At 70.1% G+C, this 26,769-nt stretch carries 24 protein-coding genes and 1 pseudogene; 11 read left to right on the forward strand and 14 right to left on the reverse strand.

The genetic code is table 11. The annotated features are described in order from the left end of the window. Positions 1-104 precede the first annotated feature (104 nt). From AB0A74_RS18185 to AB0A74_RS18215, 7 genes and pseudogenes are all read left to right on the forward strand, one after another. Positions 105-686 (forward strand): IS5 family transposase, encoded by a 582-nt coding sequence (locus AB0A74_RS18185; protein ID WP_358250771.1) that lies wholly within the window; start codon positions 105-107, stop codon positions 684-686. Between the two features lie 248 nt (positions 687-934). Further along, a complete protein-coding gene (locus AB0A74_RS18190) occupies positions 935-1,483 on the forward strand; it encodes a hypothetical protein (RefSeq protein ID WP_358250773.1) in 549 nt (182 codons plus the stop codon). Positions 1,484-1,511: 28 nt separating this feature from the next. Beyond that, positions 1,512-1,660, forward strand: a pseudogene (locus AB0A74_RS18195) (substrate-binding domain-containing protein); the annotation flags it as partial. Positions 1,661-2,752: 1,092 nt separating this feature from the next. After that, a complete protein-coding gene (locus AB0A74_RS18200; protein ID WP_358250775.1) occupies positions 2,753-3,172 on the forward strand; it encodes a hypothetical protein in 420 nt (139 codons plus the stop codon). A 57-nt stretch (positions 3,173-3,229) separates the two neighbouring features. After that, the gene (locus AB0A74_RS18205) at positions 3,230-4,642 is read left to right on the forward strand and encodes a sigma-70 family RNA polymerase sigma factor (RefSeq protein WP_358250777.1); all 1,413 of its coding nucleotides are present in this window, start codon (positions 3,230-3,232) and stop codon (positions 4,640-4,642) included. Between the two features lie 161 nt (positions 4,643-4,803). After that, on the forward strand, positions 4,804-5,898 hold the full coding sequence (locus AB0A74_RS18210) for a hypothetical protein (RefSeq protein WP_358250779.1): 1,095 nt from the start codon (positions 4,804-4,806) through the stop codon (positions 5,896-5,898). A 299-nt stretch (positions 5,899-6,197) separates the two neighbouring features. Continuing rightward, positions 6,198-6,725, forward strand: coding sequence for an RICIN domain-containing protein (locus AB0A74_RS18215; protein ID WP_358250781.1), 528 nt, complete (start codon positions 6,198-6,200; stop codon positions 6,723-6,725). A gap of 604 nt (positions 6,726-7,329) precedes the next feature. On the opposite strand, the gene AB0A74_RS18220 is transcribed toward AB0A74_RS18215, so the two are convergent. Both AB0A74_RS18220 and AB0A74_RS18225 read right to left on the reverse strand, forming a co-directional pair. Further along, positions 7,330-7,986, reverse strand: coding sequence for a response regulator transcription factor (locus tag AB0A74_RS18220; RefSeq protein WP_358250783.1), 657 nt, complete (start codon positions 7,984-7,986; stop codon positions 7,330-7,332). After that, a complete protein-coding gene (locus AB0A74_RS18225; RefSeq protein ID WP_358250785.1) occupies positions 7,983-9,125 on the reverse strand; it encodes a sensor histidine kinase in 1,143 nt (380 codons plus the stop codon). The genes AB0A74_RS18220 and AB0A74_RS18225 overlap by 4 nt, the downstream gene beginning before the upstream one ends. A gap of 159 nt (positions 9,126-9,284) precedes the next feature. Between AB0A74_RS18225 and AB0A74_RS18230 the strand changes: the two genes are divergently transcribed. Then, a complete protein-coding gene (locus AB0A74_RS18230) occupies positions 9,285-9,773 on the forward strand; it encodes a DUF6326 family protein (RefSeq protein ID WP_358250787.1) in 489 nt (162 codons plus the stop codon). A 36-nt stretch (positions 9,774-9,809) separates the two neighbouring features. Here the strand turns inward: AB0A74_RS18230 and AB0A74_RS18235 are convergent, their stop codons facing one another. Together AB0A74_RS18235 and AB0A74_RS18240 are read right to left on the reverse strand one after the other, a co-directional pair. Continuing rightward, complete coding sequence (locus tag AB0A74_RS18235) at positions 9,810-10,418, reverse strand: DUF4328 domain-containing protein (protein WP_358250789.1); 609 nt, start codon at positions 10,416-10,418, stop codon at positions 9,810-9,812. 141 nt (positions 10,419-10,559) lie between these two features. After that, positions 10,560-11,105, reverse strand: a complete 546-nt coding sequence (locus AB0A74_RS18240; protein WP_358250791.1) for a S1 RNA-binding domain-containing protein — start codon at positions 11,103-11,105, stop codon at positions 10,560-10,562. A 408-nt stretch (positions 11,106-11,513) separates the two neighbouring features. Between AB0A74_RS18240 and AB0A74_RS18245 the strand changes: the two genes are divergently transcribed. Continuing rightward, positions 11,514-11,975: a hypothetical protein gene (locus AB0A74_RS18245; protein ID WP_358250793.1), complete on the forward strand. Its 462-nt coding sequence runs from the start codon at positions 11,514-11,516 to the stop codon at positions 11,973-11,975. 200 nt (positions 11,976-12,175) lie between these two features. Here the strand turns inward: AB0A74_RS18245 and AB0A74_RS18250 are convergent, their stop codons facing one another. Genes AB0A74_RS18250 through AB0A74_RS18275 form a run of 6 tightly spaced genes read right to left on the reverse strand, consistent with a single transcriptional unit; the run spans position 12,176 to position 20,501 of the window. Next, positions 12,176-13,744, reverse strand: coding sequence for an ABC transporter ATP-binding protein (locus AB0A74_RS18250; RefSeq protein WP_358250795.1), 1,569 nt, complete (start codon positions 13,742-13,744; stop codon positions 12,176-12,178). Beyond that, complete coding sequence (locus AB0A74_RS18255) at positions 13,731-16,016, reverse strand: arylsulfatase (protein WP_358250797.1); 2,286 nt, start codon at positions 16,014-16,016, stop codon at positions 13,731-13,733. Before AB0A74_RS18255 ends, AB0A74_RS18250 begins: the two co-directional genes overlap by 14 nt. Positions 16,017-16,031: 15 nt before the next feature. After that, the gene (locus AB0A74_RS18260) at positions 16,032-16,832 is read right to left on the reverse strand and encodes an ABC transporter permease (protein ID WP_358250799.1); all 801 of its coding nucleotides are present in this window, start codon (positions 16,830-16,832) and stop codon (positions 16,032-16,034) included. After that, positions 16,829-17,788: an ABC transporter permease gene (locus AB0A74_RS18265; RefSeq protein ID WP_358250801.1), complete on the reverse strand. Its 960-nt coding sequence runs from the start codon at positions 17,786-17,788 to the stop codon at positions 16,829-16,831. Before AB0A74_RS18265 ends, AB0A74_RS18260 begins: the two co-directional genes overlap by 4 nt. Then, a complete protein-coding gene (locus AB0A74_RS18270; protein WP_358250803.1) occupies positions 17,785-19,323 on the reverse strand; it encodes an ABC transporter substrate-binding protein in 1,539 nt (512 codons plus the stop codon). Before AB0A74_RS18270 ends, AB0A74_RS18265 begins: the two co-directional genes overlap by 4 nt. Next, positions 19,320-20,501: an ROK family transcriptional regulator gene (locus AB0A74_RS18275; protein WP_358250805.1), complete on the reverse strand. Its 1,182-nt coding sequence runs from the start codon at positions 20,499-20,501 to the stop codon at positions 19,320-19,322. The genes AB0A74_RS18270 and AB0A74_RS18275 overlap by 4 nt, the downstream gene beginning before the upstream one ends. A gap of 285 nt (positions 20,502-20,786) precedes the next feature. On the opposite strand from AB0A74_RS18275, the gene AB0A74_RS18280 reads away from it, so the two are divergent. Further along, a complete protein-coding gene (locus tag AB0A74_RS18280; RefSeq protein ID WP_358250807.1) occupies positions 20,787-21,713 on the forward strand; it encodes a TauD/TfdA family dioxygenase in 927 nt (308 codons plus the stop codon). A gap of 25 nt (positions 21,714-21,738) precedes the next feature. Here AB0A74_RS18280 and AB0A74_RS18285 read toward each other — a convergent pair whose 3' ends face one another. The 3 genes from AB0A74_RS18285 to AB0A74_RS18295 all read right to left on the reverse strand — a co-directional run bounded on the left by AB0A74_RS18285 (position 21,739) and on the right by AB0A74_RS18295 (position 24,490). After that, the gene (locus AB0A74_RS18285; protein WP_358250809.1) at positions 21,739-22,920 is read right to left on the reverse strand and encodes a nitric oxide synthase oxygenase; all 1,182 of its coding nucleotides are present in this window, start codon (positions 22,918-22,920) and stop codon (positions 21,739-21,741) included. A 212-nt stretch (positions 22,921-23,132) separates the two neighbouring features. Continuing rightward, on the reverse strand, positions 23,133-23,423 hold the full coding sequence (locus AB0A74_RS18290) for a DUF4342 domain-containing protein (protein WP_358250811.1): 291 nt from the start codon (positions 23,421-23,423) through the stop codon (positions 23,133-23,135). A 317-nt stretch (positions 23,424-23,740) separates the two neighbouring features. Next, on the reverse strand, positions 23,741-24,490 hold the full coding sequence (locus AB0A74_RS18295; RefSeq protein WP_358250813.1) for a glycoside hydrolase: 750 nt from the start codon (positions 24,488-24,490) through the stop codon (positions 23,741-23,743). Positions 24,491-24,770: 280 nt separating this feature from the next. Here AB0A74_RS18295 and AB0A74_RS18300 point away from each other — a divergent pair, with 280 nt between their 5' ends. After that, positions 24,771-25,922 carry a glutamate--cysteine ligase gene (locus AB0A74_RS18300; RefSeq protein WP_358250815.1) on the forward strand — a complete coding sequence of 384 codons (1,152 nt, stop codon included), beginning with the start codon at positions 24,771-24,773 and terminating at the stop codon, positions 25,920-25,922. On the opposite strand, the gene AB0A74_RS18305 is transcribed toward AB0A74_RS18300, so the two are convergent. After that, positions 25,902-26,360, reverse strand: coding sequence for a hypothetical protein (locus tag AB0A74_RS18305; RefSeq protein ID WP_358250817.1), 459 nt, complete (start codon positions 26,358-26,360; stop codon positions 25,902-25,904). The two genes, AB0A74_RS18300 and AB0A74_RS18305, sit on opposite strands and share 21 nt — an antisense overlap. Positions 26,361-26,769: the final 409 nt, after the last annotated feature.

Here is a 26,769-nt window from a genome sequence, read left to right on the forward strand (position 1 = left end):
TGGCAGTCGGTCTACGACCGGTTCCGGCGGTGGCAGGCCGACGGCACGTGGGCGCGGTTGCTGGAGCACGTGCAGGTCCGCGACGACGCGGTCGGCGCGGTGGAGTGGACCGTGAGCGTGGACTCCACCGTGGTGCGAGCCCACCAGCACGCCGCCGGCGCGGCGAAAAGGGGGCTGCGCCGGCCGCTGCTGCGGCCCGGGAAGCCCTCGGCCGCTCCCGCGGAGGACTGAGCACCAAGGTCCACCTGGCCTGCGACGAACGCGGCCGGCCACTGTCGGTCGTGCTCACTCCCGGCCAGTCCGGTGACGCGCCGCGTTTCGACGAGGTGATGGCCGGCGTCCGCTGCCGCACCCGGTCCGGACGCGTCCGTACCCGCCCGGATCGGGTGCTCGCGGACAGGGCCTACGACTCCCGGGCGATCCGCGGGCATCTGCGCCGCCGGGGTATCACCGCGACGATCCCGCAGGCCGCCGACCGGGTGCGCAACCGGTTGGCCAAAGGCAGCCGCGGCGGCCGGCCACCGGCCTTCGACCCCAACGCCTACAAGCAGCGCAACACCGTCGAACGCTGCATCAACCGACTCAAACAATGGCGCGGCCTGGCCACCCGCTACGACAAGACCGCCCACTCCTACATGGCCGCCCTCACCATCGCCAGCCTCATGATCTGGCTCGCCACCAAATAACCAGACACGCCCTAGACGCCTTGAGCCGCCTGTGCACAGTCAAGGCTCCGTACGGTTGACACCTTGATGCGTGCCGGTGGCACGTAAAGTACTATTTAACCGATAGGCGCCACGTCGATTGCGCCATCTTGACCAAATGCATCCAAAAGCCATGAACAAGTAACGGACCGATAGGAGTGCCCGATTCACAGGACGGGCGGCCTCATGTCGCCTTCGGATTCTCGCGCACCTCACCCTCGGAGCGACAAATGCGTTCACGCACAGTCCTCACCGGTCTCCTCACCACGGCGGCCACCGTCCTGGGCTTGATGGCCTCCGCCACCTCCGCGACGGCGGGCGCGCTGGACGTGACGTGCCTGCCGACCAGCAGCCAGACCGCGTCCTTCAGCCCGCCGCTGACCCTCACCCCCAAGCCGACCACGGTGACCGCCTCCACCCAGTACGGACCCTGCACCTCCACCAGCGTGCCGGAGCTGACCTCCGGCTCCCGCAGCGCCACCATCCCCTACCCGGCATTGTCGTGCCTGGACCTGCTCACCTCGGCCCCGCTGACCTTCACCATCACCTGGAACACCGGTCACACCTCCACCATCTCCGGCAGCACCACCGTCACCACCGCCGGTGCCGCACTGGTCGTCACCATCACCGGCAACGTCACCACCGGACTGTTCGCCGGCGACTCGGTCGTCCAGACCGTCACCGGACCGTCCACCGCCGTCACGCTGTGCACGCTGGGACTGGGGACGGTGCCCAGCATCGACGCGGTCGTCACCCTCGCCATCACCTCCACGCCGTAACCGTCGAGGCACCCACGGCAGGCGGTTCCTGCTCGCGCTCGGCGTTCTGCAGCACTGCTTCACCAGCGGAGTCCGCGTCCCCGACGACCTGGCCATCGTCGGCAACGACGAATCGACTTCGCCGCCGCGGCCGCCGTGCCCCTGTCATCAGTGCGACAGCCACGGCGAAGGGCGGGGTCGAACCGCCGCCGGCCTGCTGATGAACGAGCTCGAACCCTCGACCACCAGTACCGACCGGGCGCGAGTGATCGACTGGGCGTGGTGGCGGACTGGAGCCGCCTGGATCGACCCTGCGTATCTGGCTATCCGCCTGATCGCGGAGGGGCACGATCCCCAAGCGGCCGAGAAGTGGGCGCATCAGTTCGAGGGCCTCGCAGAGGCTCATCCCGACGCGGTGACGGCCTACTGCGCATCACTGGTACAGATGTGGGGGCGGAAGTTCCCCGAACACCGCTCCCACGAACGCGGCTCGCCGTTGGCTCCGGCATCGGCTGGTTCGAAACTGCCTCAAAGCGGTGATCGGAACGGTGACCATCGGCTTGAACCACACCGTCGACGGTCGCCGTGTGCGCGAGTGACACTGACTCGGCTCGCCGTCCACAACGGACATCGCCCATCGACTCCGACACCGTTGTCTCTCCGGCGCCGCGGTTGTCGATTTCCCTCCGACAAGGCCATTTGCTCGATCGGGTGAAGTGTTGTGTTCGTCGGCGCATGGGCGTTGTACGGTTCGGCTCAGGCGATCGCGGCCCGCCTTGAGGTAGCTCCGACATCCCGGCCGGGGCGAGAGTGCCTCGCAAGCACGCCATCGGGCGCGTACCGCGAGTTGTCACGTGCTGCGCGAGGTCCGACCTCACGACTCGGAGCGTCGGCTGGGAGGCGTCTGCGCAGGACGTTGTGGCTCGGACTCGATCGGACTCGTTGATGCGCGCTTGGGACTGCGCGTGCGTCAACGCGCTTTCCGGCGACCTCTACAACACGATCTGCTCGGGCAGCCCCGCGGAGGCGATGCGGCGGATGGCGGAGGTAGTTCGAGCCACGGCCGCGGCAGTGGGAGCCGGTGGTCCTCTGCTATTCCCTTGTTTCCCTTCGTTCCAGTTGAGGTGTATCTCGGGTCGGCGGCCGCGCTCGGCGCCTTCGCGGACAGGCTCGACTCGCTCAGCACCACTGTCCTCGGTGGTCTCGGCGACCCGCTCGGCGAACTCACCAACGAGGTCGTCGCCGCAAGCAACGCGTGGCTACTGCCGTTGATCATCGAGCAGTTGATCGGTGAGGGCCGGCGCGGACACCGACGCCCCGGTCCGGTTCATCGAGGACGTGGTCTTCCCGCGCGCCGCCGACGTACTGCGGCAGAACCTGGCCTTCGGTGTGTACGTCTTGATGCGCTGGACCGGGCGGACCAACGCGTTGTTGAGTGTCCAGCGGTGGGACCGCACGTGTGCCGGCGAGATCGCCGGACTCAAGCGGTTCGCCGGCCTGCGTCCGCTGCTGGACGTCCTGGAAGCCGGCGCCAAGGCCATGGGGGACATGGTCCACCGGGGACAGCGCAACAACCTGACCGCGGCCGAGGTCGCGGCCGCCTACCCCGATCTGCTCATCGGGCGGAGCCGGCTGCGCCAGTTCATCGCCTTCGGCGCCGCTGAACTGTTCTCCACCTGCTACACCCGGCAGATCGGCCTCGAGCCTTGAGCCGGCACTCAAGTTGGTCGTCCGTCGTGCCGATAGAGACTCCCAGGAGGGACGTCGTTGAACAACGCACAACTGGTGGCTGCCGTCCGAGCTGGCGACGGCGCCGCGTTCGCCGAACTCTACGAGCGTTACGAGCGGTTGATCTTCAACCGGTGCAGGCTGCTCCTCGCCGGCGACCATGAGGCGGCCGAGGACGCCACGTCGGAGACCTTCCGCATCGCCCTCGCCGGGCGGCTCAAGGGCCTGCGTGATCCCGACAAGCTCACTGCCTGGTTGTGGACCGTGTCCAAGCGGACGGCCATCCGGCAGTACCGCGGCGACCGCACCGTGCTGGTGGCCGACGTGCCGGAACAGCCCGTGAACGACGACGTGGACGACATCGACCCGCAGTGGGCGGAGCAGGTGCTGCTCGCCGCGTCGGCCGCGCTGGACAAGGCCGATCGCAGCCTGCTTCCCGACTTGCAGCTCATCGTCACCGACCGGATCACCCGGCGGGACGTCGCGGACAGCCGCGGGATGTCGACCGACCACCTCAACGTGACGTTGTCGCGGCTCAGGCAACGTCTCGACGAGGCCGTCGTGCTGGTGCTTCTTCAGCCCTCGCAGCGGCAACGGTGCGACGGCTTGCAGCAGGAGATCCGCAAGATCGGTGAGGAGATCACGCCCCGGCTGCGCAAGGCCGTCGCCCGGCACATCCGTGGCTGCAAGGCGTGCGAGAGCCACCGCAAGCGCGCGCTGATCACCGCCGGCATCCTCGCCGCGATCCCATTCCTGCCCGCCCCCAACGGAAACCGCACGCCGGACATCACACCCGTGTCGTTCCAGCGGATTCTCACGCGTCGCCTCGTCGCCGCGGCGGCGATGCTGCTCGTCCTGGCGTTGCTCGGTGTTCTGGCTTGGCGCTCGCATGAGTCGTCCGACCTCGACGCGGCCGTCTCACAGCAGGCGGAGTCGGCGGTGGTCACCACGACCTCCTCGAGCGGCCCTGCGGAAACAACCATGACGACAGTGTCGCCGTCGTCGGCCAGCCAGACCGCGCAAACTACCTCGACCACGTCTTTCAGCATCCTGACATCCGTGTCGGTGAACAGTTCGTCCGCTTCGTCGGCCGTCGACAAGTCCGGGCCGGTGATCGCGGCACCCACGGTGGAGCCAACCACGCTGTCCCAGGTGTGGAACGGTCAGGCGTGCGGTGGCCAGGCCACCGCCGTCACGGTTTCGGTGCGGGTCGACGACCCGTCGGGCGTCGCCGGCGTGGCGCTGTCAGGCACGATCGCCGGGCGCACCCGGACATGGACGATGCAGGACGCGAAGACGGGCACCTGGACGGCATCCGTCTCATACGAGATCAACGACCACACCGGGAAGTCAGGTCCGGTGGTGTTCGCCGCCGCCGCGACCGACAAGGCCGGGAACACTGCGAACGCGCAGGTCGGTCAGGTGCAGTTGATCAGCTGCACCCCCAACTGAGGTCGATCGAAGATCTTTTTAGATTTCTGTTAGGCCGGCGGCCTCGCATCGCACCAGTGGACACAAGAGGCGGAACAGCCGCCTCCGAACCACGGAAACTGGTTTCACCTGTGTCCCGAGTGAGACAACGCCTCATCGCGGCCGTCCTGGCCGTAGCCGCCATGCTGACGCTCGGCCAGCCCGTCCAGGCCGCCACCCTGATACCTGGTTCTTCGGCTGTCACCCAGCCCGCGGTGACCACCTACCTCCGCGACGACGGTTGGCCCGGTTTCGTCGTCTTCACCATTGGCGCGGACCAGTTCGTCTACTTCGCCTTCAATCCTGTACCCGAGAACCCCAGGACCTGGGACGGTTGGCACCGGCTCGGTAACACCCGTTTCACCGGTACCCTCGCCGCGGCCCATCACCAAGGCGCGGGTGTGGAGGTGTTCGGTCGGGCCGTCGACGACCGCGTGATGCACGCCAGGGTCCAGCCCGGTGGGCACTGGGAACCCTGGGAACAGCTCGTCCAAGGCGAAACCTTGGGCTCTCCCACGGTCGCCTACGACGGCGCCGGCAGTCCTGAGGTGTTCGTGCACGGCAAGGACGGAATACTGCTTCACACCGGCAGCACCGGCCCTGGGTTCCGCTCTTGGCGTGCGTGGGCACGCGTCCCGGCTCCGCAGCGGATGCACGGCAGCCCGATCGCCAAGACCATCAACAACAATCCCGAGGTCTACTACTACGGACAGGACCGCCAGGTGATGCGGACCGTCCGCACGGCGCCCGGCGTGTACGCGACTGCGACAACGGTGAGCCGCATCGACGGCGTTCACGAAGGACGCCTCGGCGTGGCCGCCTACCGCGAACGGGATGGTCGGCCTTTTCCGGTCGTGATGACCTCGACCCCGGCCGGCGGGCTGGCGACCAAGCTGCATGCCATAGGCGGCTTCGACCCGTGGTTCGAGACGTGGGGCAACCTGCATGTCGAGGGCCTCTCCGGTGCCGACGACCCGCGCGACGGTGCGGCTGTGATGTACGGCCGTTTCACCGACAGCCGTTACTACCGCCAGCGCTTGACCAACGGCTTGACCGATGGTTGGGAGCGCGTGGGAGACGGCGAGTTCAGTGCCCCTCCCAGCGCGTACTTCTTCGCCGCGGCAGGCAAGCACTTCGTGTTCGGCAGAGGTCTGAACGGGCAGATCTTCGTCAGCCACGAGACCGGGATCTACCAACGCACGTGGTCGACCTGGCACCTCATCGGCAACAACGTCTGACGCCCGGGGGTGAGAGCCCCACGAGTTCTCGCCGCATTTGCCGATAGCTGTCCAGAGCATCGCGCAGTGGCGGCGTTGAAAGGCCCTGAAGGATGTCCACCGCCGCGCCGAAGTCGTCGACCTGGTGACAGAACGTCATCAGCGTGTTCTTCCTGGGCAGCGGCTCCGTGTGCGCCAGGGGACCCGACACCATCCCATTCTTCGTCAGCATCCAGGTCAAACGACGAGTACATCCGCGACAACGTGACCGAGTTCAGCGGCGCCGCCTTCGAAGGCCGCTGACCAGACAGGAGAAACCCTTGCTCACCAAACGATTCCGCGTGCTCGCGACCGCGCTGACGTGCGTCGCTGTGGGCCTTGTCGTGCCCACTCCCGCCACGGCCGACCCTCTCACGTTCTACGTCAAGAACCGCCACACAGGACTCTGCCTCGGAGTGGCCTCCCTGCCGATCGGGAATGGCACCGACGTCGTCCAACGGCCCTGCGGTGATCCACTCAGCCTCCATTGGCGGCTCCTGGAAGACGAGGGCGGCTACTACAGGTTCGTGGTCTCCGACCTCCGCGTCGAGACCGCCACCTGCCTGGACGTGACGTATGCCAGTGAGGCCGCTGGGACGCCGCTGCAAACATGGCAGTGCCTCGACACGAGCTGGAACCAGGAGTTCCGGATCAGCTGGTGGCAGGGCTGGTCGACGGTGAAACCGTCACACGCCACCGGCAAGTGTCTCGACCACTGGAGCCTGAACGCCACGTCGCGCCCGCTGGTCGTCCAGGAGAACTGCTCGTTCGAACCCAGGCAGGAGTTCGCCTTTCAAACTGCCCCGTGACAATAACCTCACCGGCGACCGCGATCGTGTTTAGCGTCGGTGTGGTGAACCGGCGCAGCTGACCTGTGGTCACGCCGACCAGGACAGCGGTCGCTGCACAGAGGACGCCGCAACATGGGTCGGCCCCGCAGGATCTTCCCCCTGCGGGGCCCTCTCGCTCGGCACGAGATTTACAGAGGAATGCTCGAACCGAGCCCATCAGCATCAGGCGAGGTTGCGTCGCCGCCACAGGATCGGGACCAGTCACTGACGTACCGGCCCGCGCTTCCACTGACAGCTCGCGTGCGCATGCGCTGACCACCGCGGACGGGCCCCGTAGGGCCATGACTCTCAACCGTTGCAAGGTGTTCCGCCGCGACTCCACGCTGTCGCCGGGGCCGGATGTGCCGTGATCTGCAGGCGCGCAGGTTCGGATCCTCAGCGGGTGCACCAAAGGGATGGGAACGCGGCTGACCAGCGGCTTTGTATCAGGCAGCCTGGTAATGGACTCTTCGACTCCAGGTTCGTCGCCTGAGCTCACTGCCGGCACCAGGGACGACCGCGGGCCGTCGCGCTGCGGTCACCCGGCCGGAGCGAGTCGTCGTGCGTGCACGTCAGGTTGGGTTCAGTGCCCCACACGGCCGGTGTCGTAGGCCCACATCGCGATCTCGACCCTGTTTCGGGCGCCGATCTTGGTCAGCAGGCTGGCGACGTGGGTCTTGGCGGTCGTCAAGCCGATGAACAGTTCGTCGGCGATCTCGGCGTTCGTGCGGCCACTGGCGACCAGCGTCAGCACCTCTTCTTCGCGTTCGGTGAGCGGCTCGATCGGTTGGGTTCGTCGGCTCGACGGTTCCCTCGCGGCGAGGGTGGCCAGCAGCCGCCGGGTGATGTTCGGCGCGATCAGCGCATCGCCGACGGCGGCGGCGTGGACGGCTTGGACGAGCAGCTCCGGCCCGGCGTCCTTGAGCAGAAAGCCCCGGGCGCCGGCCCGGAGCGCGCCGTGGACGTACTCGTCGAGGTCGAACGTCGTGATCACCACCACCGCGATCGGATCCGGGACGCCTCGCCCCGCGAGGCGCTGGGTCACCTCGATGCCGTCGAGTCCGGGCATCTGGATGTCGACCAGGCACACGTCGGGGCGGAGCCGGTGCGCCAGCTCGACGGCGGCGTGGCCGTCGGCGGCCTTGCCGACGACCTCGATGTCGGGCTGCGCGTCAAGGATCATCGACAGGCCGGTGCGCACCAGGTCCTGGTCGTCGGCCACCAGCACGCGCACCGTCATCGGCCCACCTTAGTCGGCAGTTCGGCGTCGACCGTCCATCCGCCCCCAGGCGCCGGCCCGGCACGCAGCGTGCCGCCGAGAAGCTGCACGCGCTCGGTCATCCCCAGCAGCCCGAAGCCGTGGTTCACCGACCGTGCCGGGTCGATCTGCCCGTCGTCGGTCACGCGTAGTCGCAGCCTTCCCTCGCCCTCGACGACCCGGATCTCCACACGCGAGGCGTCGCGGGCGTGCCGCAGGGCGTTGGTCAGCGCCTCTTGCGCCAGCCGGTAGACCGCCGCGTCGACCTGGAGCGGGAGTTCGCCCAGGCCGTCCGGCAACGCCACGTCGACGACCGGGACCGGGTCGCGGCGGGCGAGGGACGCCAGGTCGGCGACGCCGGGCCGGCGGGCGTACTCCGCCGGCGCTCCGTCGCGCAGCACCCGGACCATCGCCCGCATCTCCGCGAGCGTCCGCGACGCTTCGCCTTCGATGACCGCCAGCGTCTCGATCGCCGCTTCAGGTCGCTGCCCGGCGATGGCCCGGCCCGCCTGCGCCTGCACAGCGATCGCCGAGACGTGGTGGGCGACGATGTCGTGCAGCTCGCGCGCGAGGCCGACCCGCTCCTGGCTGCGGATCTGGTCCACCGCCCGGCGCCAGCTTTCGGCGCGGTAGCGGAACGCCGCTCCGCCCGCCGCCGCCGCGGCCAGGATGCCGAACCCGCCGATGACCTCGGCCGGCCCGATGTGGTCGGGGACCATGCCGATTCCCGCGGCGACCGCCACCACCGCCAGCCCGATCACGATCTCGCGCCCCGAGCCCCAGCGGAGCAGCGCGTAGACGAACACCAGGACGTAGATCATCGTGTCGAGGCCCATGCTCGGGACCCCGCCCAGCAGGTTCGCCAGTCCCAACGCCGTCGCGGTGCCGAAGGCCACCACGACACAGGCCAACGGGTGGGTACGCCGCCACAGCAGCACCGGCGCGAGTCCGACCGCCACGATCGTCGCGAACGGCTGCCAGGCGACGTCGTCCCGGAGGACGCCCTCCAGCAGCGCCGTCACCATCAACACCCCGACCAGCACCCAGTCGCGCGACACCCGTTCGGGCGCGTCCGTGGCGCGGGGCTCGGCCCACAGCGAGCTCAGGGCGTTGGTGGTCACCGACCCAGCCTAGGGACCGCCGAGGCGTCCGGGGCCGACCGAAAGAACGAGACGCCGGTCCTCCCGACGGGTGGCGCGGGCCCGGCCTCGATGCGGATGTGCCCGCCGCCGGGTCCAGCGATCGTTGGCCTACCGATTTTCACCACGACGACGGAGCCCATGTTGAGAACACGTCAACCCACCACACTGGAAGACCCGCCGGTTTCTGTGAAGGCCAAGCTCGCTGCGGCGTGGACAGGCGTCATGTTCCTGTACGCCTACGTGGACATCCTCGGCTTCTTCAAGCCGGGCGTCGTCACGGACATCCTGGCAGGCGTCGTCTTCGAGTTCGACATCAGCCAGCCGTTGTACGTCCTCTTCCTCACGCTCATGGCGATCCCGATCTTCATGATCGTGCTGTCGATGACGCTGCCCGCCAGGGCGAACCGCGTCACGAACCTCATCGTGGCCTCGGTACAGGTCCCCTACGCGGCGTTCAACGTGGTGGGTGGGTCTTGGACGTACTTCTACGGCCTTGGCGTCGTCCTGGAGGTGATCCTTCTCGCCTTCATCCTGCGGTGCGCCTGGACCTGGCCCCGCACCACACCGTCGGCGACCACGGCGACCACGGCGACCAGCCCGGACCGCGAGACCCTTCGCGCTCAGTAGTAAGCGCGAACCATGGGACGTCCCGTAGCTGGCGGTTCAGGCCGGGTCGGGCTGCCGGTAGGTGGCGGGGTTGGTTTCCCATGCCGTGACACGACGCACGATGTGCAGGAAGCCGACCGCCGCACCCACGCACAGCAGTGCCGCGAAGGTCGCGATCCAGACGGCGGAGTCCATGTCGAAGAACGAGCTGTCCGGGTCGACGGCCTGCCCGCCAAGGCGCTCCAGGACCAGGAACGCCAGCCAGGACCCCCACCACAGGTTGACCGCAGACGCCGTCACCCCCGGCACGCCGGCCCGCACGATGTCCAGCACGACGCGGCGCGGCACCCAGAAGTTCACCACCGGCAGCCAGCCCCAGATCGCGGCGCCCTTGTCCCAGTGGTGTACGGCGAGCGGGTTGGCGAGTTCTGCGTTGGACCGCGCGCGCCACAGCCACATGACCGCCACGACGACGGTAGGGATGAACACCAGGGCAATGCCCACGGCCAACCCGGTCCCGGACGTGGCGGCGGCGTCGAGTTCGTCGACGGTCGCCACGCCGTCCAGGTAGTCGTTGTAGACCCCTTTGAGGCTCCACATCCAGCCGGCGGTGATGAGGACGAGCAGCGTGTAAAGGCCGATGAGCACTGCCACGGCGACGCTCAAGCCACGCACAGGACGAAACACGGGTCCCCCCAATGAATTCCTGAAGGCCCCCCGACCCGGCGCGCAGCCTACACACGCCCCTCCCGCCGCCGCACACCCTTTCACCACGACCGACACCCGTCCGGCCGCCCGCCACGCGGGTCAAGGCTCCAGTCGGGGAAGCGCGAGCCCGAGCCTGCGCCCCGCTCGGTCGATCTCGCTGACCACAACGGTGATCTCGTCACCCACCCGGAAGTCCCGTGCGAGGTCTGGTTCCCGCCCGCGGACCAGTCCTTCGACGCCGTCGGCGACCTCCACGAAAACGCCGATCGGCGCCAGGCCCACGACCGGACCGCGCAGTTCCCGCCCGACCCCGACACCGTCGGCGAAGGACTGGAACGGGTCCGGCCGGGTGGCGCGCAGGGACAGGCGGGCCTCCAGGTTCCACGTGTCGAACTGGAGGAACACGCACGACACGCGTTGACCGACCCGCACGACGTCGGACGCGGCGTCGAAGCGCCGCCAGGACAGCTCGGGGAGCGTGATGAACCCGACTCCGGGGAAGATCGGGTGCGCGGGGCCGCCGTCGAGCGCCACGAACACGCCGAACCGCTCGATCGCTGCGACCGTGCCGGACAGAACCTCGCCGGGACGCAACGAGTTGAGGAACGCCGACAGGTCCGGGTGCTCGGCCCGGTCAAGCCCCATGCGGTAGATCCTATGGACTCGGCCCGCCGCGTGGACGGTACTGAGCACAGTCGCTTCGACGACACCGGCCGCTTCCTTCGGCTTCAGCCGGCCCGCCGCGACCGTGGCGGTCACGGGGGCCGTCGTGCACGAACTGGCGGAGCGTAGGCGTGTGGAATGCGGGCTTGGCCGCGATGTGGATGCAGTCGCGCAGGCATCGAGGAGGCCGATGTCACATAGGGATAGGCAATAGCCCCGGGGGTGAACACCGGGCCGCCGCCGAACAGTCGGACCGGCGACGCTCGCAACGGTGTATTCCTGCGGCTACTGACCGTAACCGGGCGGGTAGCGTTGCTGCGATGGGGCCCACATCTGTGGTCGCACCACGGTAACGGTGCGGGCGAGCTGGAGACAGGCGAGGGAAAGTTGATGAAGCTACCGATCGACTCGGCGCTCGGTACCGCGCAGAGGATTGTCGACCGTCAAAAATCGGGTCATGAGATCCCGACGGTCGGAGAACTTGTGGAAGCCGTACGCAGCTTCGAACGGATCGAGTTCGACGTTCCGTCGTGCACCGACTCGGATGGTTTCCTCTTCCAGTACGGCGAAGTGAGTTGGTATCCCGAGCCCACATTCACCATTGGTTTCGTGCGCCAGTTGGAACTCGCAGGCCCTGAAGGTGAGCCTGAAGGCTACTCGCAGGTCCAGCTGGAATACAGATATCGAGTCGATGCTCACCTGCGGTCCCTTGGTGATCACAACTCCTGGTGGTTTCGCGAGGGTGGCACCCCGTTTGCGGACTGGCTTGAATCGGTAGCTGCGGATCCAGTGTGGAGGGTTGTTCACGATAAGGCTCCTGTGAAATTCGATATTTCACAGGAGTTGGCTTGAGATGCTATCGAGCGGGCGTGCTGAGTGTGTAGACGTCGAGTGGGGCCCAGGATTGCTCGTTGCTGTTACGCGAAATATTGCCCGGTGCTCTACCGAACCCGAGCCGACGGACCCGCGGAATCGCGGCACGGTAGGGCACCCACTGCGTGCAAGGCGGTTCGGCACGTGCCGCGTGCCGCACGTCTGCCCGGGCGACCGCCTCACTTCACCGCCGCTGGTGTAAGGAGGCCGCGTTGGGCGACGGGGTCCGGGATCGGTACTGCCGCGACCAGTTGGCGGGTGTAGTCGGTGGTGGGGGCGCGTAGGACTTTGTGGTGTGGGCCTTGTTCGACTACTCGGCCTTTGTGCAGGACGGCCACGCGGTGGGCCAGGGAGTCGACCACGGCCAGGTCGTGGCTGATGAACAGGCAGGCGAACGCGTGTTCCTTTTGCAGCTCGGTCAGCAGCTCCAGGATGGACGCCTGTACCGACACGTCCAGGGCGCTGGTGGGCTCGTCGGCTATCAGCAGGGCCGGGTGCAGTGCCAGTGCTCGGGCTATGCCGACGCGTTGGCGTTGCCCGCCGGACAGTTCCGCGGGGCGGCGGGTGGCGAAGCCCTTGGGTAGGTGGACGGCGTCGAGGAGTTCGGCTACCCGGTCGCCTACCGGGACCTTGTGGACCCGCAGCGGTTCGGCTATGCAGTCGGCGATCGTCAGCCTCGGGTTGAGTGAACCGCCTGGGTCTTGAAAAACGAAACCCAGTCGTCGGCGTGAGGTGCGCGGGTCGCCGCCGAGCACCGTCACCGTGCCCGCGTCGGGGTGCAGAAGGCCGGCCGCTACCCGGCCCAGGGTGGACTTGCCCGAGCCCGATTCCCCGACCAGGCCGACCACCTCGCCCGCGCCGACGTGCAGGTCCACGTCTTCGACCGCGGTGAAGGTGCCGTACTTCACGGTGACGCCGGTGAAGCGCACCGCGTCGGTGTCGGCTCGGTGCGGGGGAGCGGGTTCGCGGTGGCCCAGGCGTGGCACGGCCGCCAGCAGGTCGCGGGTGTAGGCGCGGGTCGGGGTGGTGAACAGGTCGTGCACTGGTGCCTGCTCGACGAGCTCGCCGCGGTGCAACACGGCGACGCGGTCGGCGATGTCGGCCACGACGCCCATGTTGTGGGTGATGAGCAGGATGGCGGTGCCGAGCCGGTCGCGCAGGTCGCGCAGCAGCGCCAGCACCTCCGCCTGCACGGTGACGTCCAGCGCGGTCGTCGGCTCGTCGGCGATGATCAGCCGGGGGTTGTTGGCCAGTGCCAGCGCGATGACCACCCGCTGCTTCTGCCCACCGGACAACTGGTGCGGGTAGTGCCGCACGCGGGTGGCCGGATCGGGTATGCCGACCAGGTCGAGCAGCCGCACGGCTTCCGCGCGCGCCTGCTTGCGCGACAGCGGGCGGTGCGCGCGCAGCACGGCGGCGATCTGCCACCCCACGGTCCGCACGGGGTTGAGAGCGGTCGACGGCTCCTGGAAGACCATCGCCACCTCGCGGCCCCGCACCGACCGCAGCACGTCCTCGCCCGCGCCGACCAGCTCGCGGTCGCCGAGCCGGATGCTGCCGCGCACCGACGCGGACGCGGGCAACAGCCCGAGCACCGCCCGCGCGGTCACGGACTTGCCCGAGCCGGACTCGCCCACCAGCGCCACGACCTCGCCCGGCGCGACGGTCAGGTCCAGCCCGCGCACGGCGTGCGTCGCGCCGAAGGAGACCTCCAGGTCCCGGATGGCGAGCAGGTCAGTCGTAGACACGTTCGGCCTCCGCCCACAGTCGTGCGATCAGCTTCGGGTCGTAGTCGGCCTGCGGGCCGGGTTCGTAGCGCACGTGCCGCAGCGCTCCGGTGAACGGGAACGTCCGCTCGCGCGCGTGCAGGTCCCAGTCGACCGGCCCGCCGCGGTCCGCGCCGACGCTGATCCCGGTGAACGGGGCCAGGCCGATCAGCTGCGGCACGGGGCCGAGCTTCGCGCTGCCGGACCCGGTGTCCAGCACCAGTTCCCAGCGGAACCCGGGCAGCGCCCGCGCGGTCAGCGACACCCGCACCTCACCGGCGCCCAACGGCACCGGGCCGCTGCGGTGCACGTCCCCGTAGGCGTTGTAGGCCAGGTGCGCCGCGCCGTCCTCGACGTGCACGACGTACCCGCCGCCCTGGTCGCCGTGCGCGAACAGCACGCCCCGGTCGCCGGGTCGGGCGTCGAGCGTCGCGGTGGCGGTGAAGTCCCGGAACTGCACCAGTTGCGCCGACCGGTAGCGCTCCAGCAGCGGTGTGCCGGGGTAGAGCGTCACCGGGCGTTCGAGGCGTTCGTCGGACGGCCTGCGCAGCGCCGCCGCCGGGCCGTGATCGGTCAGCGGGTAGACCGCGTTGCGCCAGGCCGCGTCCTCCCACGCCGCCGCCAGTTCGGCGAGCTTGTCCGGGTGCTCGGCGGCGACGTTCGTGGTCTCGGTCGGGTCCTCGGCGACGTGGTAGAGCTCCCATTCGCTGTCGTCGTAGGGGGTTCCGGGGATGTGCTTGGTGACGACCTTCCAGCCGTCGGCGTAGTAGCCCCGGTTGCCGCCGGTCTCGGTGTACTGGCTGGTGTGCGGGCTCGGCGCGGTGGCGTCGCGCAGCACGGGCACCGCGCTGACACCGTCCTGCTCCGCCGCGGGCACGCCCTGGCGGTGGTCGGGCCGGGTCACGCCGGCCAGCTCCAGCAGGGTCGGGGCGACGTCGGTGACGTAGACGTACTGGTGGCGCAGCCCCGAGCCCAGGCCTGCGGGCCAGTGCACCAGGAACGGCGTGCGCACGCCTCCCGCGTAGGTGTCGAACTTGTAGAGCCGGAACGGGGTGTTGGACGCCTGTGCCCAGCCCCGCGGGTAGTGGATCGTCGTGCGCGGTCCGCCGAGCAGGTCCAACTCCCTCGCCACGTCCCGGTTCCAGTCCTCCGGGACGCCCGGCACGTGCACGAACTGGCTGAAGTAGCTACGGGTGCCCTCGGCGCCGCCCTCGGCGGTGGCCCCGTTGTCGGAGGTGAACACGATGATGGTGTTGTCCAGTTCGCCGTGCCGCCGCAGCGCTTCGACGACACGTCCGACACTGGCGTCCACATTGGACAGCGAGGCGGCGTAGACCTCCATGTACCGGGCGAACAGCGCCTGCTGTTCGGGCGGCACGTCGTCCCACGGGCGCACGTCGTGGTTGCGTGGCGGCAGGACCGTGCCCTCCGGGAACAGGCCCTGGGCCAACTGCTTGGCGAACCGGCGTTCGCGGACCACGTCCCAGCCCTCGGCGTAACGGCCCCGGTAGCGGGCGAGGTCCTCGTCCTTGGCTCCCAACGGTCCGTGCATCGCGTGGTGGGCGAAGTAGAGGAAGAACGGCTTGTCCGGGTCGTTGGCGCGCAGGGTGTCGATCATGCCGACCGCGCGGTCGGTCAGGTCGTCGGTGAGGAAGTAGCCCTCGGGCTGGTCGCCGATGTCGTACGGGCTGTTGTCCCACACGAGCCGGTGCGGGTGGTGCAGGTTGGTCAGGCCTTCGAGGCTGCCGAAGTAGCGGTCGAAGCCGCGTTGCAACGGCCACGAGGAGCGGTCGGCGGCGTCGTGGCTCGCCGCGTCCCGGGTGAGGTGCCACTTGCCGACGGCGAAGGTGGCGTAGCCGGCCGCCCGCAGCGACTCGGCCAGCGACGGGGCGTCGTCGGGCAGCTGGAAGGAGTGGGCCGGGTAGCCGGGGTCGGCGTTGGCGGGGAACGCGAAGCCGGCGCGGTGCGGGTTGAGCCCGGTCAGCAGGGCCGCGCGGGACGGCGAGCACAGCGGGGTGGTGTGGTAGTTGGTCAGGCGCAGGCCGCCGGCGGCCAGGGCGTCCAGGTGCGGTGTCCCGACCTCGCCGCCGTAGGGCCCGATGTCGGCGTAGCCCAGGTCGTCGACGAGGATCACGACGACGTTCGGCCCGGTGGCGCGGGGTTCGGCGGGCCACGCGGGGCGCGACTGGCCGAACGTGCGTCCGACCCGGCCCGCGAAGTCGCGGTAGCCGCGCGAGTGGGGTGGCAGTGTCACGAGGAGTGGGTCCTTTCAGGCGCGGGCGGCGTTGGCGGCCTGGGCCACGAGTTGGAAGCCGAGCACGAGCGCGGCGGTCACGGCCAGCGGGCCGAGGGCGAACGCGGGGTTGACGTCGAGGTGGCGCAGGGAGGTGGTGAGCACCCCGCCCAGCGACGGCTGCGGCGGGCTCACCCCGATCCCGAGCACGCTCATGGCCCCTTCGATGAACACCGCCACCGACATGGACAGGGCCAGCTGCACCACCACCGGGGCCAGCGAGTTGGGCAGCACGTGCACCCGCAGCACGTGCCGGCGCGACGCGCCCACCACCTCGGCGGCGGTCACGAACGCCGACTCCCGCACCCGCAGGACCGCCGCGCGCAGCAGCCGCCCGAAGATCGGCACCTCCACGGCCACCACGACGATGACGACCGACGCGGTGCCCGGCCCGATCACCGCGGCCAGCCCGATCGCGAGGATGAGCTGCGGGAAGGCCAGCAGGACGTCGAACAGGCGCTGCACGGCCACGTCCAGCACGCTGTTGAACGCCGCCAGCGCCCCCACGAGGCACCCGATCAGCGCCCCGGCGGGCACGGCGGTGAGGCTGATCAGCAGGTCGACGCGGATGCCGTGCAGCAGCCGCGACAGGATGTCCCGGTTGAGGTCGTCGGTGCCCAGCGGGTGGGCGAGCGACGGGCCGAGCAGGTTCGCGCCGGGGACCTGCTCGTACGGGTCCCAGGGCGTCAGCAGCGGTCCGACCAGCCCGGCGAGGACGACCACGCCGATCAGCACCGCGCCGGCCCGGCCCTTGCCCCGGCGCAACACGCCCGTCACCGCGCAGCCCCCAACCGGACGCGCGGGTCCAGGTAGGCGTGCACGACGTCGGTGGACAGCTGCACGAGCACGAACACCGTCACCGACAACATGAGCAGCACCTGCACCACGGGGTAGTCCCGGCGCGTGATGCCCTGCTCCACCAGCATGCCCAGCCCCGGCCACGAGAAGATCGACTCCACCAGCACCGCGCCGCCCAGCAGCGCACCGGTCTGCAGGCCCAGCGTCGTCACGGCCACCGGCAGCGCGCCGCGCAGGGCGTGGCGCACCACCAGCTCCCGCTCCCGCACGCCCGCGGCGCGGACCGTGGTCACGTAGTCCTGCCGCAGCTCCCCGCGCAACGTCTCGGCCAGGAACCCGGTCAGCACGCCGGCCACCGGCAGGCCCAGGCACACCGCGGGCATCACCAGGTACTGCGCGGTGAAGTCCAGCCGGGCGAACAACCCGCCCGGCGGCACACCCCCGGTCGGCAGCACCCGGAACGCCACGCCGAACACCAGGATCAGCAGCACACCGGTCACGAACGTCGGCAGCGCCACGGACGCGGTGTGGAACGCGGTCAGCGCCCGGTCCACCCACGGCCGGCGGGTCGCCGCCCACACCGGCCCCAGCAGCAGCGCGACCAGCACCGCGAACACCAGCGCGGCCAGCGTCAACGTGAGCGTGTTGCCCAACCCGTCGGCGACGAGCTCGGCGATGTCCCCGCCGATCAGGTACGACCGGCCGAGGTCGCCGCCGAGCAGCCCGCCCACCCACCGGAGGTACTGCGCCACCACGGGCTGGTCCAGCCCGAGGTCCGCGCGGATCGCCGCCACCGTCTCGGGCGGGGCGTCCGCGCCGGCGAGCACGGCCGCGGCGTCCCCGGGGATGGCCCGGATCACCAGGAAGATCAGCACCGACGCCAGGAACAGCACGACCACCGCCGACGGCGCCCGGCGCAGCAGGTAGCGGGTCACGTCAGGAACGCCTTGGCCAGGTCGAGCTCGCGCCGGCGGGTCCAGTCCACCGCCTGGAGGCCGTCGCGCACCACCCACTGCTCGTGCACCACACCGATCTCGGCCAGGAACGCGCCTTCCAGCAACTGCTCGGACAGCGCGGCGTAGGCGCCGGCGTCGGGGTTCTCGGTCTTCCAGGCGTTCTCCGCGGCGGCGGTGTAGGCGGGCGAGGAGTACCGGGAGGCGTTGCGGCGGGCGTTGAACGGGTACGCGCTGACCGTCAGCGTCGCGGGGGAGAGCTGCGCCCAGGAGTGGTTGGTGGTCCACAGGCCGGGGAACTGCGCGCCGATCAGCTGCTTGACGAACTGCGTCGAGTCCACCGGCTCCAGCTTCACGGTGATGCCCACCTCGGCCAGGTTGTTCTGCACGATCTGGGCGATGGCGGTGAAGACCTGGTCGTTGCCGACGTAGGCGAGCGGGATCTCCGGCAGCGGCGCGCCGTGCTCGGCGAGCAGGGCCTTGGCCTTGGCGACGTCGCGGCGGTAGCGGCCGTCCAGGCGCTGGTCGTAGGCGGGGCTGGTGCGCGGCCACGGCAGCGAGGTCGGGTAGCCCTTGTCCCGGAACACCTCCTTGATCACCCGTTCCTTGTCCAACGCGTACGCCACGGCCTGGCGCACCTTCGGGTCGTCCAGGCCCGGCGCGGTCACGTTCAGGCCGACGTAGGCCTGGAGCTCCGCGCCCTCCAACGCGATCGTGCGCAGCCCCGGCGTGGACCCGGCGGTCTCGGCGTCCCGGTAGCCGACGCCGCGGGCGAGGTGCACCTGGCCGGACTTGACGGCCGCGAGCAGCGACTGCGGGTCGGGGATGACCCGCACGTGCACGCCGTCCAGGTGGGGCTTGCCCGCCCAGTACTCGTCGTTGCGGCGGAAGGTCAGCTCGGTGTTGGGCTTCCACTCCTGGAACGCGAACGCGCCCGTGCCGACGAACCGCTTGCCGGTGGCGATCTCGCCCGCGGTCCGCGAGTCGATGATCGGCACGGTCTGCAACAGGTCGAACAGGTTGCTCACCGGGTGCTCCAGGCGCAGCACCACCCGGTCGGGCGCGGGCGTCTCGACCGCCGTGACCACCTTGGCGGTGCCGGCGAGCTGCCCGTTCCACTTCGGGTCGGCGTAGGACTGCAGGGAGAACTTGACGTCCTCGGCGGTGAACGGGTGACCGGAGTGGAACTTCACGTCCTGGCGCAGCTTCAGCGTCAACGACCGGCCGCCGTCGCCCGCCTGCCACTCGGTGGCCAGCGCGGGCCGGGGGTCCAGCGAGCCGCGTTCGTAGCGCACCAGCGGGTCGTAGACCAGGCCGACCAGGGTGGTGATGGCCGCGTTGCTGTTGGTGAACACGTTGGCGGGCACCAGGTCCAGGTTGACGCCGACCTCCGCGACACCGCCCTCCTTCGGCTGGGCGGAGGCGCCGCCGGCGGACTGGGCGTCGACGGCCGACTCGCACGCCGTGGTGGCGAGCAGCAGCGTCGCCAGCGCGAGTCCGGTCAGGGTTGTTCTCATCGGGTGGGTGCCTTTCTGGCCTGGTCGAGGAAGTCGAGGGGGCGGTCGAAGAGCCGGTTGAGCAGGCCCGTGCACGCGGCCGTGGCCTGCAGGGAGGAGCCCAGGCGGGTCACCGACACGATGTCGGTGCCCGGCAGGGTGGTGGTGGCGGCGAAGGCCCGCAGCAGGTCGGGCAGGCGTTCGGCGGGGTCGGTGATGGCCTGGCCGCCGAGCACCACGCGGTCGGGGTTGACCGCGTCGCGCAGCAGCCCGACGGCCCGGCCCAGCGCGGTCGCCCGGTCGGTGAGCAGCCGCACGGCGGTCGCGTCGCCCGCGGTGGCGGCGGCCCGCACCAGCCGGATGTCCGCCTCGGGCGCCACGCCCGCGCGCACGGCGGCCTCGGCGACGGTCCGGTCGGCGACGGTGGCCTCCAGGCAGCCCGTCGCGCCGCACGGGCAGCGGGTGGTGCCGCCGATCGGCAGGTGGGCGATGCTGCCGCCGCCGCCCGGTCCGCGGTGCAGCCGGCCGTCCACGGCCAGCGCGACGCCGACGACCTCGCGGGCGTAGAAGTACAGCATGCTGGGGGCGCGCGGACCCCAGCCGAACAGCAGCTCGGCGTTGGCCATCGCGGCCACGTGGCCGTCCAGGTGCACCGGCAGGCCGGTGGCGCGGTGCAGCAGGTCCGCGGCCGGGACGCGGTGCCAGCCCAGGCGATCGTGGTCGAGCAGGCCGCGGTGGGCGTCCACCAGGCCGCCGCTGGCCAGCCCGACGCCGAGCACGGTGCGGCGCGGCCACTTGCGCAGGAACGCGCGCACCTTGCCCGCGACGTGGGCCAGGGCGTCCTCGGCGCCGCCGCTCGGCGTCGGGATGGTGTCCGCGCCCAGCAGCGCGCCGGTCAGGTCGGCCAGGCCGTAGGTGGTGGTGCTGACGCCGATGTGCACGCCGCACGCGGCGAAGACCGTGTCGTCCAACGAGATCGGCGTCCGCGGCCGGCCGATCGCGCCGCTGGGCACCAGGCCCGGGGCCTCGCGCAGCAGGCCGAGGTCGATCAGCGCCGCCACCTGCCGGCTCACCGTGGGCAGGCTCAGGCCGGTGTGCTCGCCGATGGCGGCGCGCGACAGCGGCCCCTCGCGCCGGATCACGGCGAGGACCGCGGCGGCGTTGGCGGCGCGCACACCGGTGCGGGTGGACTGGGTCACGGGAGGGCCTTTCGCGGGCATGGCGGGAGGACCCGCTTTTGTGCGAGCGGGCAAGGAAGTCCGGGGAGGGGTGGCGGCACGGGTCAACAGCGCTGGGACACAGCCGAAGACTCCGTGTGTCCACTTCGGAAGTCAACGACGTCCGGGATGTGGAATGCGCGCCCCGACTTACTTTCAGTGCTTCACGGAACCTTGTTGCGCCGCGCGGGCCGTTCGTAGCGTCGGACCCGCCCCGGCCGCGACGCCCCGCGCCGGCACTCGTCCAACCCGAAGGGAATCCTTCACATGACTGCGTCCGCAGAACGCGTGGCCACCGACGTGTCGGTGGTGCGGCTGGGATCGGCGATCGGCGCCCGTGTCGACGGCGTCGCGCTGGGCGGCGACCTCGACGCCGACACCGTGGCCGCCGTCCGCGCCGCCCTGCTCCGGCACAAGGTGATCTTCTTCCGCGACCAGCACCACCTCGACGACGCGGGCCAGCTCGCGTTCGGCGAACTGCTCGGCACCCCAACCCTCGCGCACCCCACGGTCCGCGGCCGGGACAACGTCAACGTGCTGCCGATCGACTCCGACTACGGCAAGGCGAACAGCTGGCACACCGACGTCACGTTCGTCGACCGCGTCCCCTCGATCAGCGTCCTGCGCGCGGTCCACCTGCCGCCCTACGGCGGCGACACGACGTGGGCCAACACCGTGACGGCGTACGAGACGCTGCCGCCGTCGCTGAAGGCGTTGGTGGACAACCTGTGGGCCGTGCACACCAACGCCTACGACTACGCGGCGAACATCGACGAGCTGCGCATCGGCGGCGTGGACGTCAAGACCGAGGAGTACCGGCGGGAATTCCAGTCCGACCTGTACGAGACCGAGCACCCGGTGGTGCGCGTGCACCCGGAGACCGGCGAGCGCGCCCTGCTGCTGGGCCACTTCGTCAAGCGCCTGGTGGGGTTGACCTCGACCGAGTCGCAGGCGTTGTTCCAGCTGCTCCAGGCGCGGGTCACCCGGCTGGAGAACACCGTGCGCTGGCACTGGCGGGACGGCGACGTGGCGATCTGGGACAACCGGGCCACCCAGCACTACGCGGTCGCCGACTACGACGACCAGGCCCGCCGCCTGCACCGCATCACGCTGGCCGGCGACGTGCCGGTGGGCGTGGACGGCTCGCCCAGCGTCGTGCGCGTGGGCGACGCCTCGCACTACTCGCCGCTGTAGGCCGTCCCCGCCCGCCGGCGTGTGGTCACCAGGGTGTGCGGGCGACGAAGGCCGGGCGCAGGTCGGCCGGGACGGGGTCGTAGTAGCGGTGGAACACCGGGGTGGCCGAGCCGGACATCGGCGGGACCGTCCAGGTCCAGTCCGTGGGCACGGCCCGGCCTTCGCGGTGTTCGCGGTCCAGGTGCGCCAGGAAGCGGCGGGTCTCGGTGTGGTGGTCGCCCATGGTGACGCCGGCGGCCCTGAAGGAGTGCAGGACGGCCTGGTTCAGCTCGACCAGCGCCCGGTCGCGCCACAGCGTGTCCTCACGGCCGGTGTCCAGGCCGAGCCGTTCGGCGATGGTGGGCAGCAGGTCGTAGCGGTGGGTGTCGCCGAGGTTGCGCGCTCCGACCTCGGTGACCACGTACCAGCCGTTCTGCGGTGCGCTGGGGTAGCAGATCCCGCCGATCTCCAATGCCAGGTCCGACACCGCGGCCACGGTGTACCAGCGCAGGTCGAGCGCGGTGAACCAGTCGTGCACCGGGTGGGTGATCGGCACCTCGACCACCGCGTCGCGCGGGTGCGGGAACCAGCGCGCGGGTTCGCCGGGATGTCGTTGCACCATCAGGGGAAGCAGCGTGAACCGGCCGATCGGGGCGCGCCACCCCGCGCGGCGGGCGTGCTCGGTCAACTCGGCGTTGCGCGGGTCGCCCACCCAGGAGCCGTCGCCGGCGCGGGCACCGGCGTAGCGGAGGAGCTGGTCGGACACGATGCGCGGGCCGGGGCGTCCGGGCCGGTCCGGGGCGAACACGGACACGATCGGCCGGATCCGGCCCCCGTTGTGCCCTTGGCGCAGGTGGGCGAAGCACTCGGCGGCGACCTGACCGGGCTCGTCCACGTGCCGCAGGTCGCGCACGATCAGGCTCTGCCAGTACAGCCGGCCCAGGCAGCGCGGTGCGTTGCGCCACGCGGCCTTCGTGCCGAACACCAACTCCTCGGGCGTGTGCGTGTAGGTCCCGGTCGCGGCGATCTCGTCCAGCACCTGCCGGACGCGCCGCCGCGGTGCTTCACCGGGCAGGCACTCGCGGAAGTACTGCCGCACGAACGCCTCCGCCGCACCCGGGTCGGCCACCCCGTCGGCCACCGCCTGCACCGGCTCCGCCCCCGGCGCCAACGACCCGACCGGCCAGAGTTCGGGCCCGGCGGGACACCGGACCCGGGTGTTCAGCACACCTGGATCCCGCTGCCCGGCGACCACCCACACCTCCACAACACCGACCTGGCCCTGTGAGGATCTTCAGGGCCCCGACGCCGGTGGTCCACCCGGGTCACACCATCGTGGGTAGGCACACGGCCTGGTCCGGTGATCGGGCCGGCGACATCACCGGCCCGATCACCGGCCAGGGCCGGCCCCACCTCGCCGCGGCGACCCGCGGCTGATCGTCACCCCTGGTCGGTCTCGACCGTCGTCGCGGGCTGACCACCGAGCCGGCGGCGGTCCTCGATCTTGATCCCGCACTTGCCGACCAGCGCGACACCGGCACCGACGGTCGTGGCCACCGGAGCGGCCAGCGCCGCGACCAACCCGAGAGCCACCGGCACCTCCAGCACCACGTCCTGCTTGCGGTCACGCACGACGACGCGACGGTTGATGCTCTCGCTCACCAGCCCGCGAACGGCGTCGACCACCGAGTCGACGGCGGCGCGGGCGGACTCGGACTTGGACTCGCTCATGACTCTCCTCGAACTGCGGATCCCCTTGACGACTCCAGACTGCCCGCAGCCGCGCACCCTGCCATCAGGGTTCCCCCTGACCTTCGCCTGATTCAGCCCTCGGGACACCACCCAGTGGTCGATCTCCGGTCGCAGGCGGGTCCGACCGTTCGCGTGCGTCATTTCCCCAGATCCACGACCGCGGTGGACCCGTTGAGCGCGAGCCCGGGGTGCGGGTCGCTTCCCGGCCGTCGGCCGACGGCGACGCGCCGGCATGACCGACGCGGAGCCGGTCCGGGTGTCGGCCCGGACCGGCTCGCGCGATGAGGGCGTGCGGGTTATCCGCTGACCGAGGCCGAGAAGTTGTTGACCGCCAGACCCACGCCGCCGTTCCACGGCTCGAACCCGGCCTGGATGCTGGTCAGGTACCACGAGGTGGTGATGGCGCCGCGGTTGCGGACGTCGTTGACGAAGTCGAGCACGTTGAACGACCACGACGTGATCGGTGACGGCGCGACGTAGGAGATCACGTTGTTGGCGCCGTTGCTGCCGCGCCAGACCTGCCAGTTGCGGCCACCGATGGTGGTGTTGCCGACGGCGCTGCCGATCGGCTGGATCGAACCCTGGCGGTTGAACCAGATCATGATCTCCATCTGGTTGACGCCGTTGGTCTTCGGCGTCGGGTCGAGCCAGATGTCGTAGGAGGCGTTGTAGGTGCCGCCCACGTAGGTGTAGTTGATCGAGGACGACGCGCTGCGGATCCGGCTGACCTGCATCGGCAGGGTGGAGCCGGGCGAGCAGTTGGAGTAGTGGCAGCCGAGGTACACCGACGGGTACGACAGCGGTGCGCCGTTGGTCGGCGCGGAGCCCTGCTGCTGGGTGATGCGGAAACCGGTCGACGTGACGTTGATGCACTGGGTCGCCGAGGTGCCCCACCGGTTGTTCTGGACCACGTAACGGCCCTGGATGGTGGTCGACCCGTACTGCTCGCAGATGGTCGTGTCGGCCTGGGCCGAAGGCCCGGCTGCGACGATCGCGCCGGCGGCCATGAGCCCGGCCAGCACGAGACCGCGGACGGTGCTTCGCATGGAACTCCTCTCGGAAAGTCCACGACGGCGGGGAGCAAATCTCCGGGAGCGCTCCCACACTACCTATGGTCGGCCGTTCGGGCACCTGGGGCACTACGCTCTCGGCGAGCCGGACCTCCGTGCAGCGGCCGGCCGATCGCCTGACGCCGTTCGGGATGTGGCCGATCGTGTGGATCGACCATCCGTTCGTGGTCTCAACGACCCGTCGGTTTGCAAAGGGTGACTGCGGGTAATCCCCGTTCCCGACCGGCCATGATCAAAGGTGTGAGTGAGGCAGGCGATGGCGTCGTTTTCCCCCGTGCTGTGGTCTGCGGATCCCGGTGTGCCGACCGTCGGCGTGGAAGAGGAGTTCCTGCTGGCGGACCTGTCCACCGGGCACCTGCTCCCGATCAGCGCCCACGTCGTGGAGGTCGCCGGCGAGCTCGGCGGTGCGCTGGAGTTGGAGCTGACCAGAGCGCAGGTGGAGATCAACACGCCGGTGTGTCGGAGCATGGCGGAGGTGCGCGAGCAGCTGACGTTCCTGCGCTCCACCGCCGCCGAGGCGGCGTCCCGGTGTGGCGGCAACCTGCTCGCCGTCGGCACCGCCCTGGCCGACGACGCGCCGGGACCGCCGATCACCGACGACCCGCGGTACCACCGGATCAACAACGCGTACGGGCAGCTCGCGCCGGAGAACGTCGTGTGCGGGTGCCACGTCCACGTCGAGGTGCCGGACCGGGAGACCGCGGTCCAGGTCTGCAACCACGTCCGGCCGTGGCTTCCCGTGCTGCTGGCGCTCAGCGCGAACTCGCCGATCAACCACGGCGTGGACACCGACTACGCCAGTTGGCGGTCGGTGATCGTCGGCCGCTGGCCGTGCGCCGGCGCCCCGCCGTACTTCGAGTCGCTCGCGCACTACGAGTCCGCCGTGGACATGGCCGTCGGCTCCGGCAGCGTGCTCGACGAGAAGATGGTCTACTGGGACGTCCGACCTTCTTCGCACCTGCCCACCGTGGAGGTCCGGGTGAGCGACGTGCAGTCTACTGTGGATGAAGCAGTGCTGTTCGCCACCTTGGTGCGGGCGCTGGTCATGACGTCGTTGCAGTCCATTCAGGACGGTGTCGAAGCGCCTCGTGTGAGCGATGACGCGCTGCGCATGGCGTACTGGCGTGCCGCACGTGACGGACTGGACGGCGTGGGCGTCGACCTGGACACCATCCGGCCCGTTCCGGCCGTCGATCTGCTGCACCGCCTGCTGCGCCACGTCGAACCCGCGCTGACCACGACGGGCGACCTGCAGGCCGTGAAGACCCTCGTGGACGAGGTGATCACCAACGGCAACGGTGCGAGCCGGCAGCGACGAGTCTTCCGCCGCGACCACGCCGTGACCGACGTCGTGGCCCTGGTCGCCCAGCACACCGACCACGACCGCTCACCGGACAACGCCACCTGACCACGTCGGGGCGTGCACTGATTCGGCCCAGGTTCGCACGTGCGTGAGCGCGGGCCGGAGCATGAGCCGCAGGACGCTGCGGAGTCGCTCGGCGTGATCGAACAGGAACCAACTTCCGGCTGCCCGGTTCCCCATGACGTCGTTGTCGGCGTAAAGACCGACAATGGCGTCTCTGCCGAGAGTCCGCACGAGGTCGTGGGGGCCGACCTGGATGTGGAACTCGTCCGGCACGTGACGGGACTTGTCCTTGCGTGTCACGTCCTGGACGTCGAGGAGGAAGCCCCAGCCGAGTTCCGGGTCCCAGCCGAACTTGTCGAGCATGAACGTGCACTGCACGCCGTTGGGCAGGCGGTACACGCCTTTGCTTCCGGTAAACCCGTTGTCGTGGATGATCGACTCGAATTCGAGGAGAACGGCGTCGAAGTCCGCTCGTCGCATGCCACCAGTGTATCGCGACTTGACCCCCACCCTTTACGGGTCATTTCCGTCGAGTCGTTGACCGTGCGGATCGTTCGAAGCGGTGCGACCGCGCCATCGCCTCCGACGGCAACGCGAGGTGGCCGAGGCCTCGCCGGACCACGAGGTGCGCACAACGTCGGCTGCCGCAGCTCGGCCGCGACGGTGGTCTTGCCGTAGCCGGCCGCCGTTGCCGTGCAGCACCACGACCTGCCCACCTTGCCTCACTACGGTGGCGAGTTCGCCCAGCAGCTCGTCGCGCCCGCGGACCGTATTGGGTGACGTCCTCGGGGACTGCCAGCGAGGCCGGGGCCGCGGGCTGCCCTGTCGCTGCCCAGGTAGAGGTCGCGGCCTGCCTGTTGAGCATCGCCCGGTCGCGAGCTACGCCGAA

The sequence above is a fragment of the Saccharothrix sp. NPDC042600 genome, assembly GCF_040647305.1.
Taxonomy (GTDB): Bacteria; Actinomycetota; Actinomycetes; order Mycobacteriales; family Pseudonocardiaceae; genus Actinosynnema; species Actinosynnema mutabilis.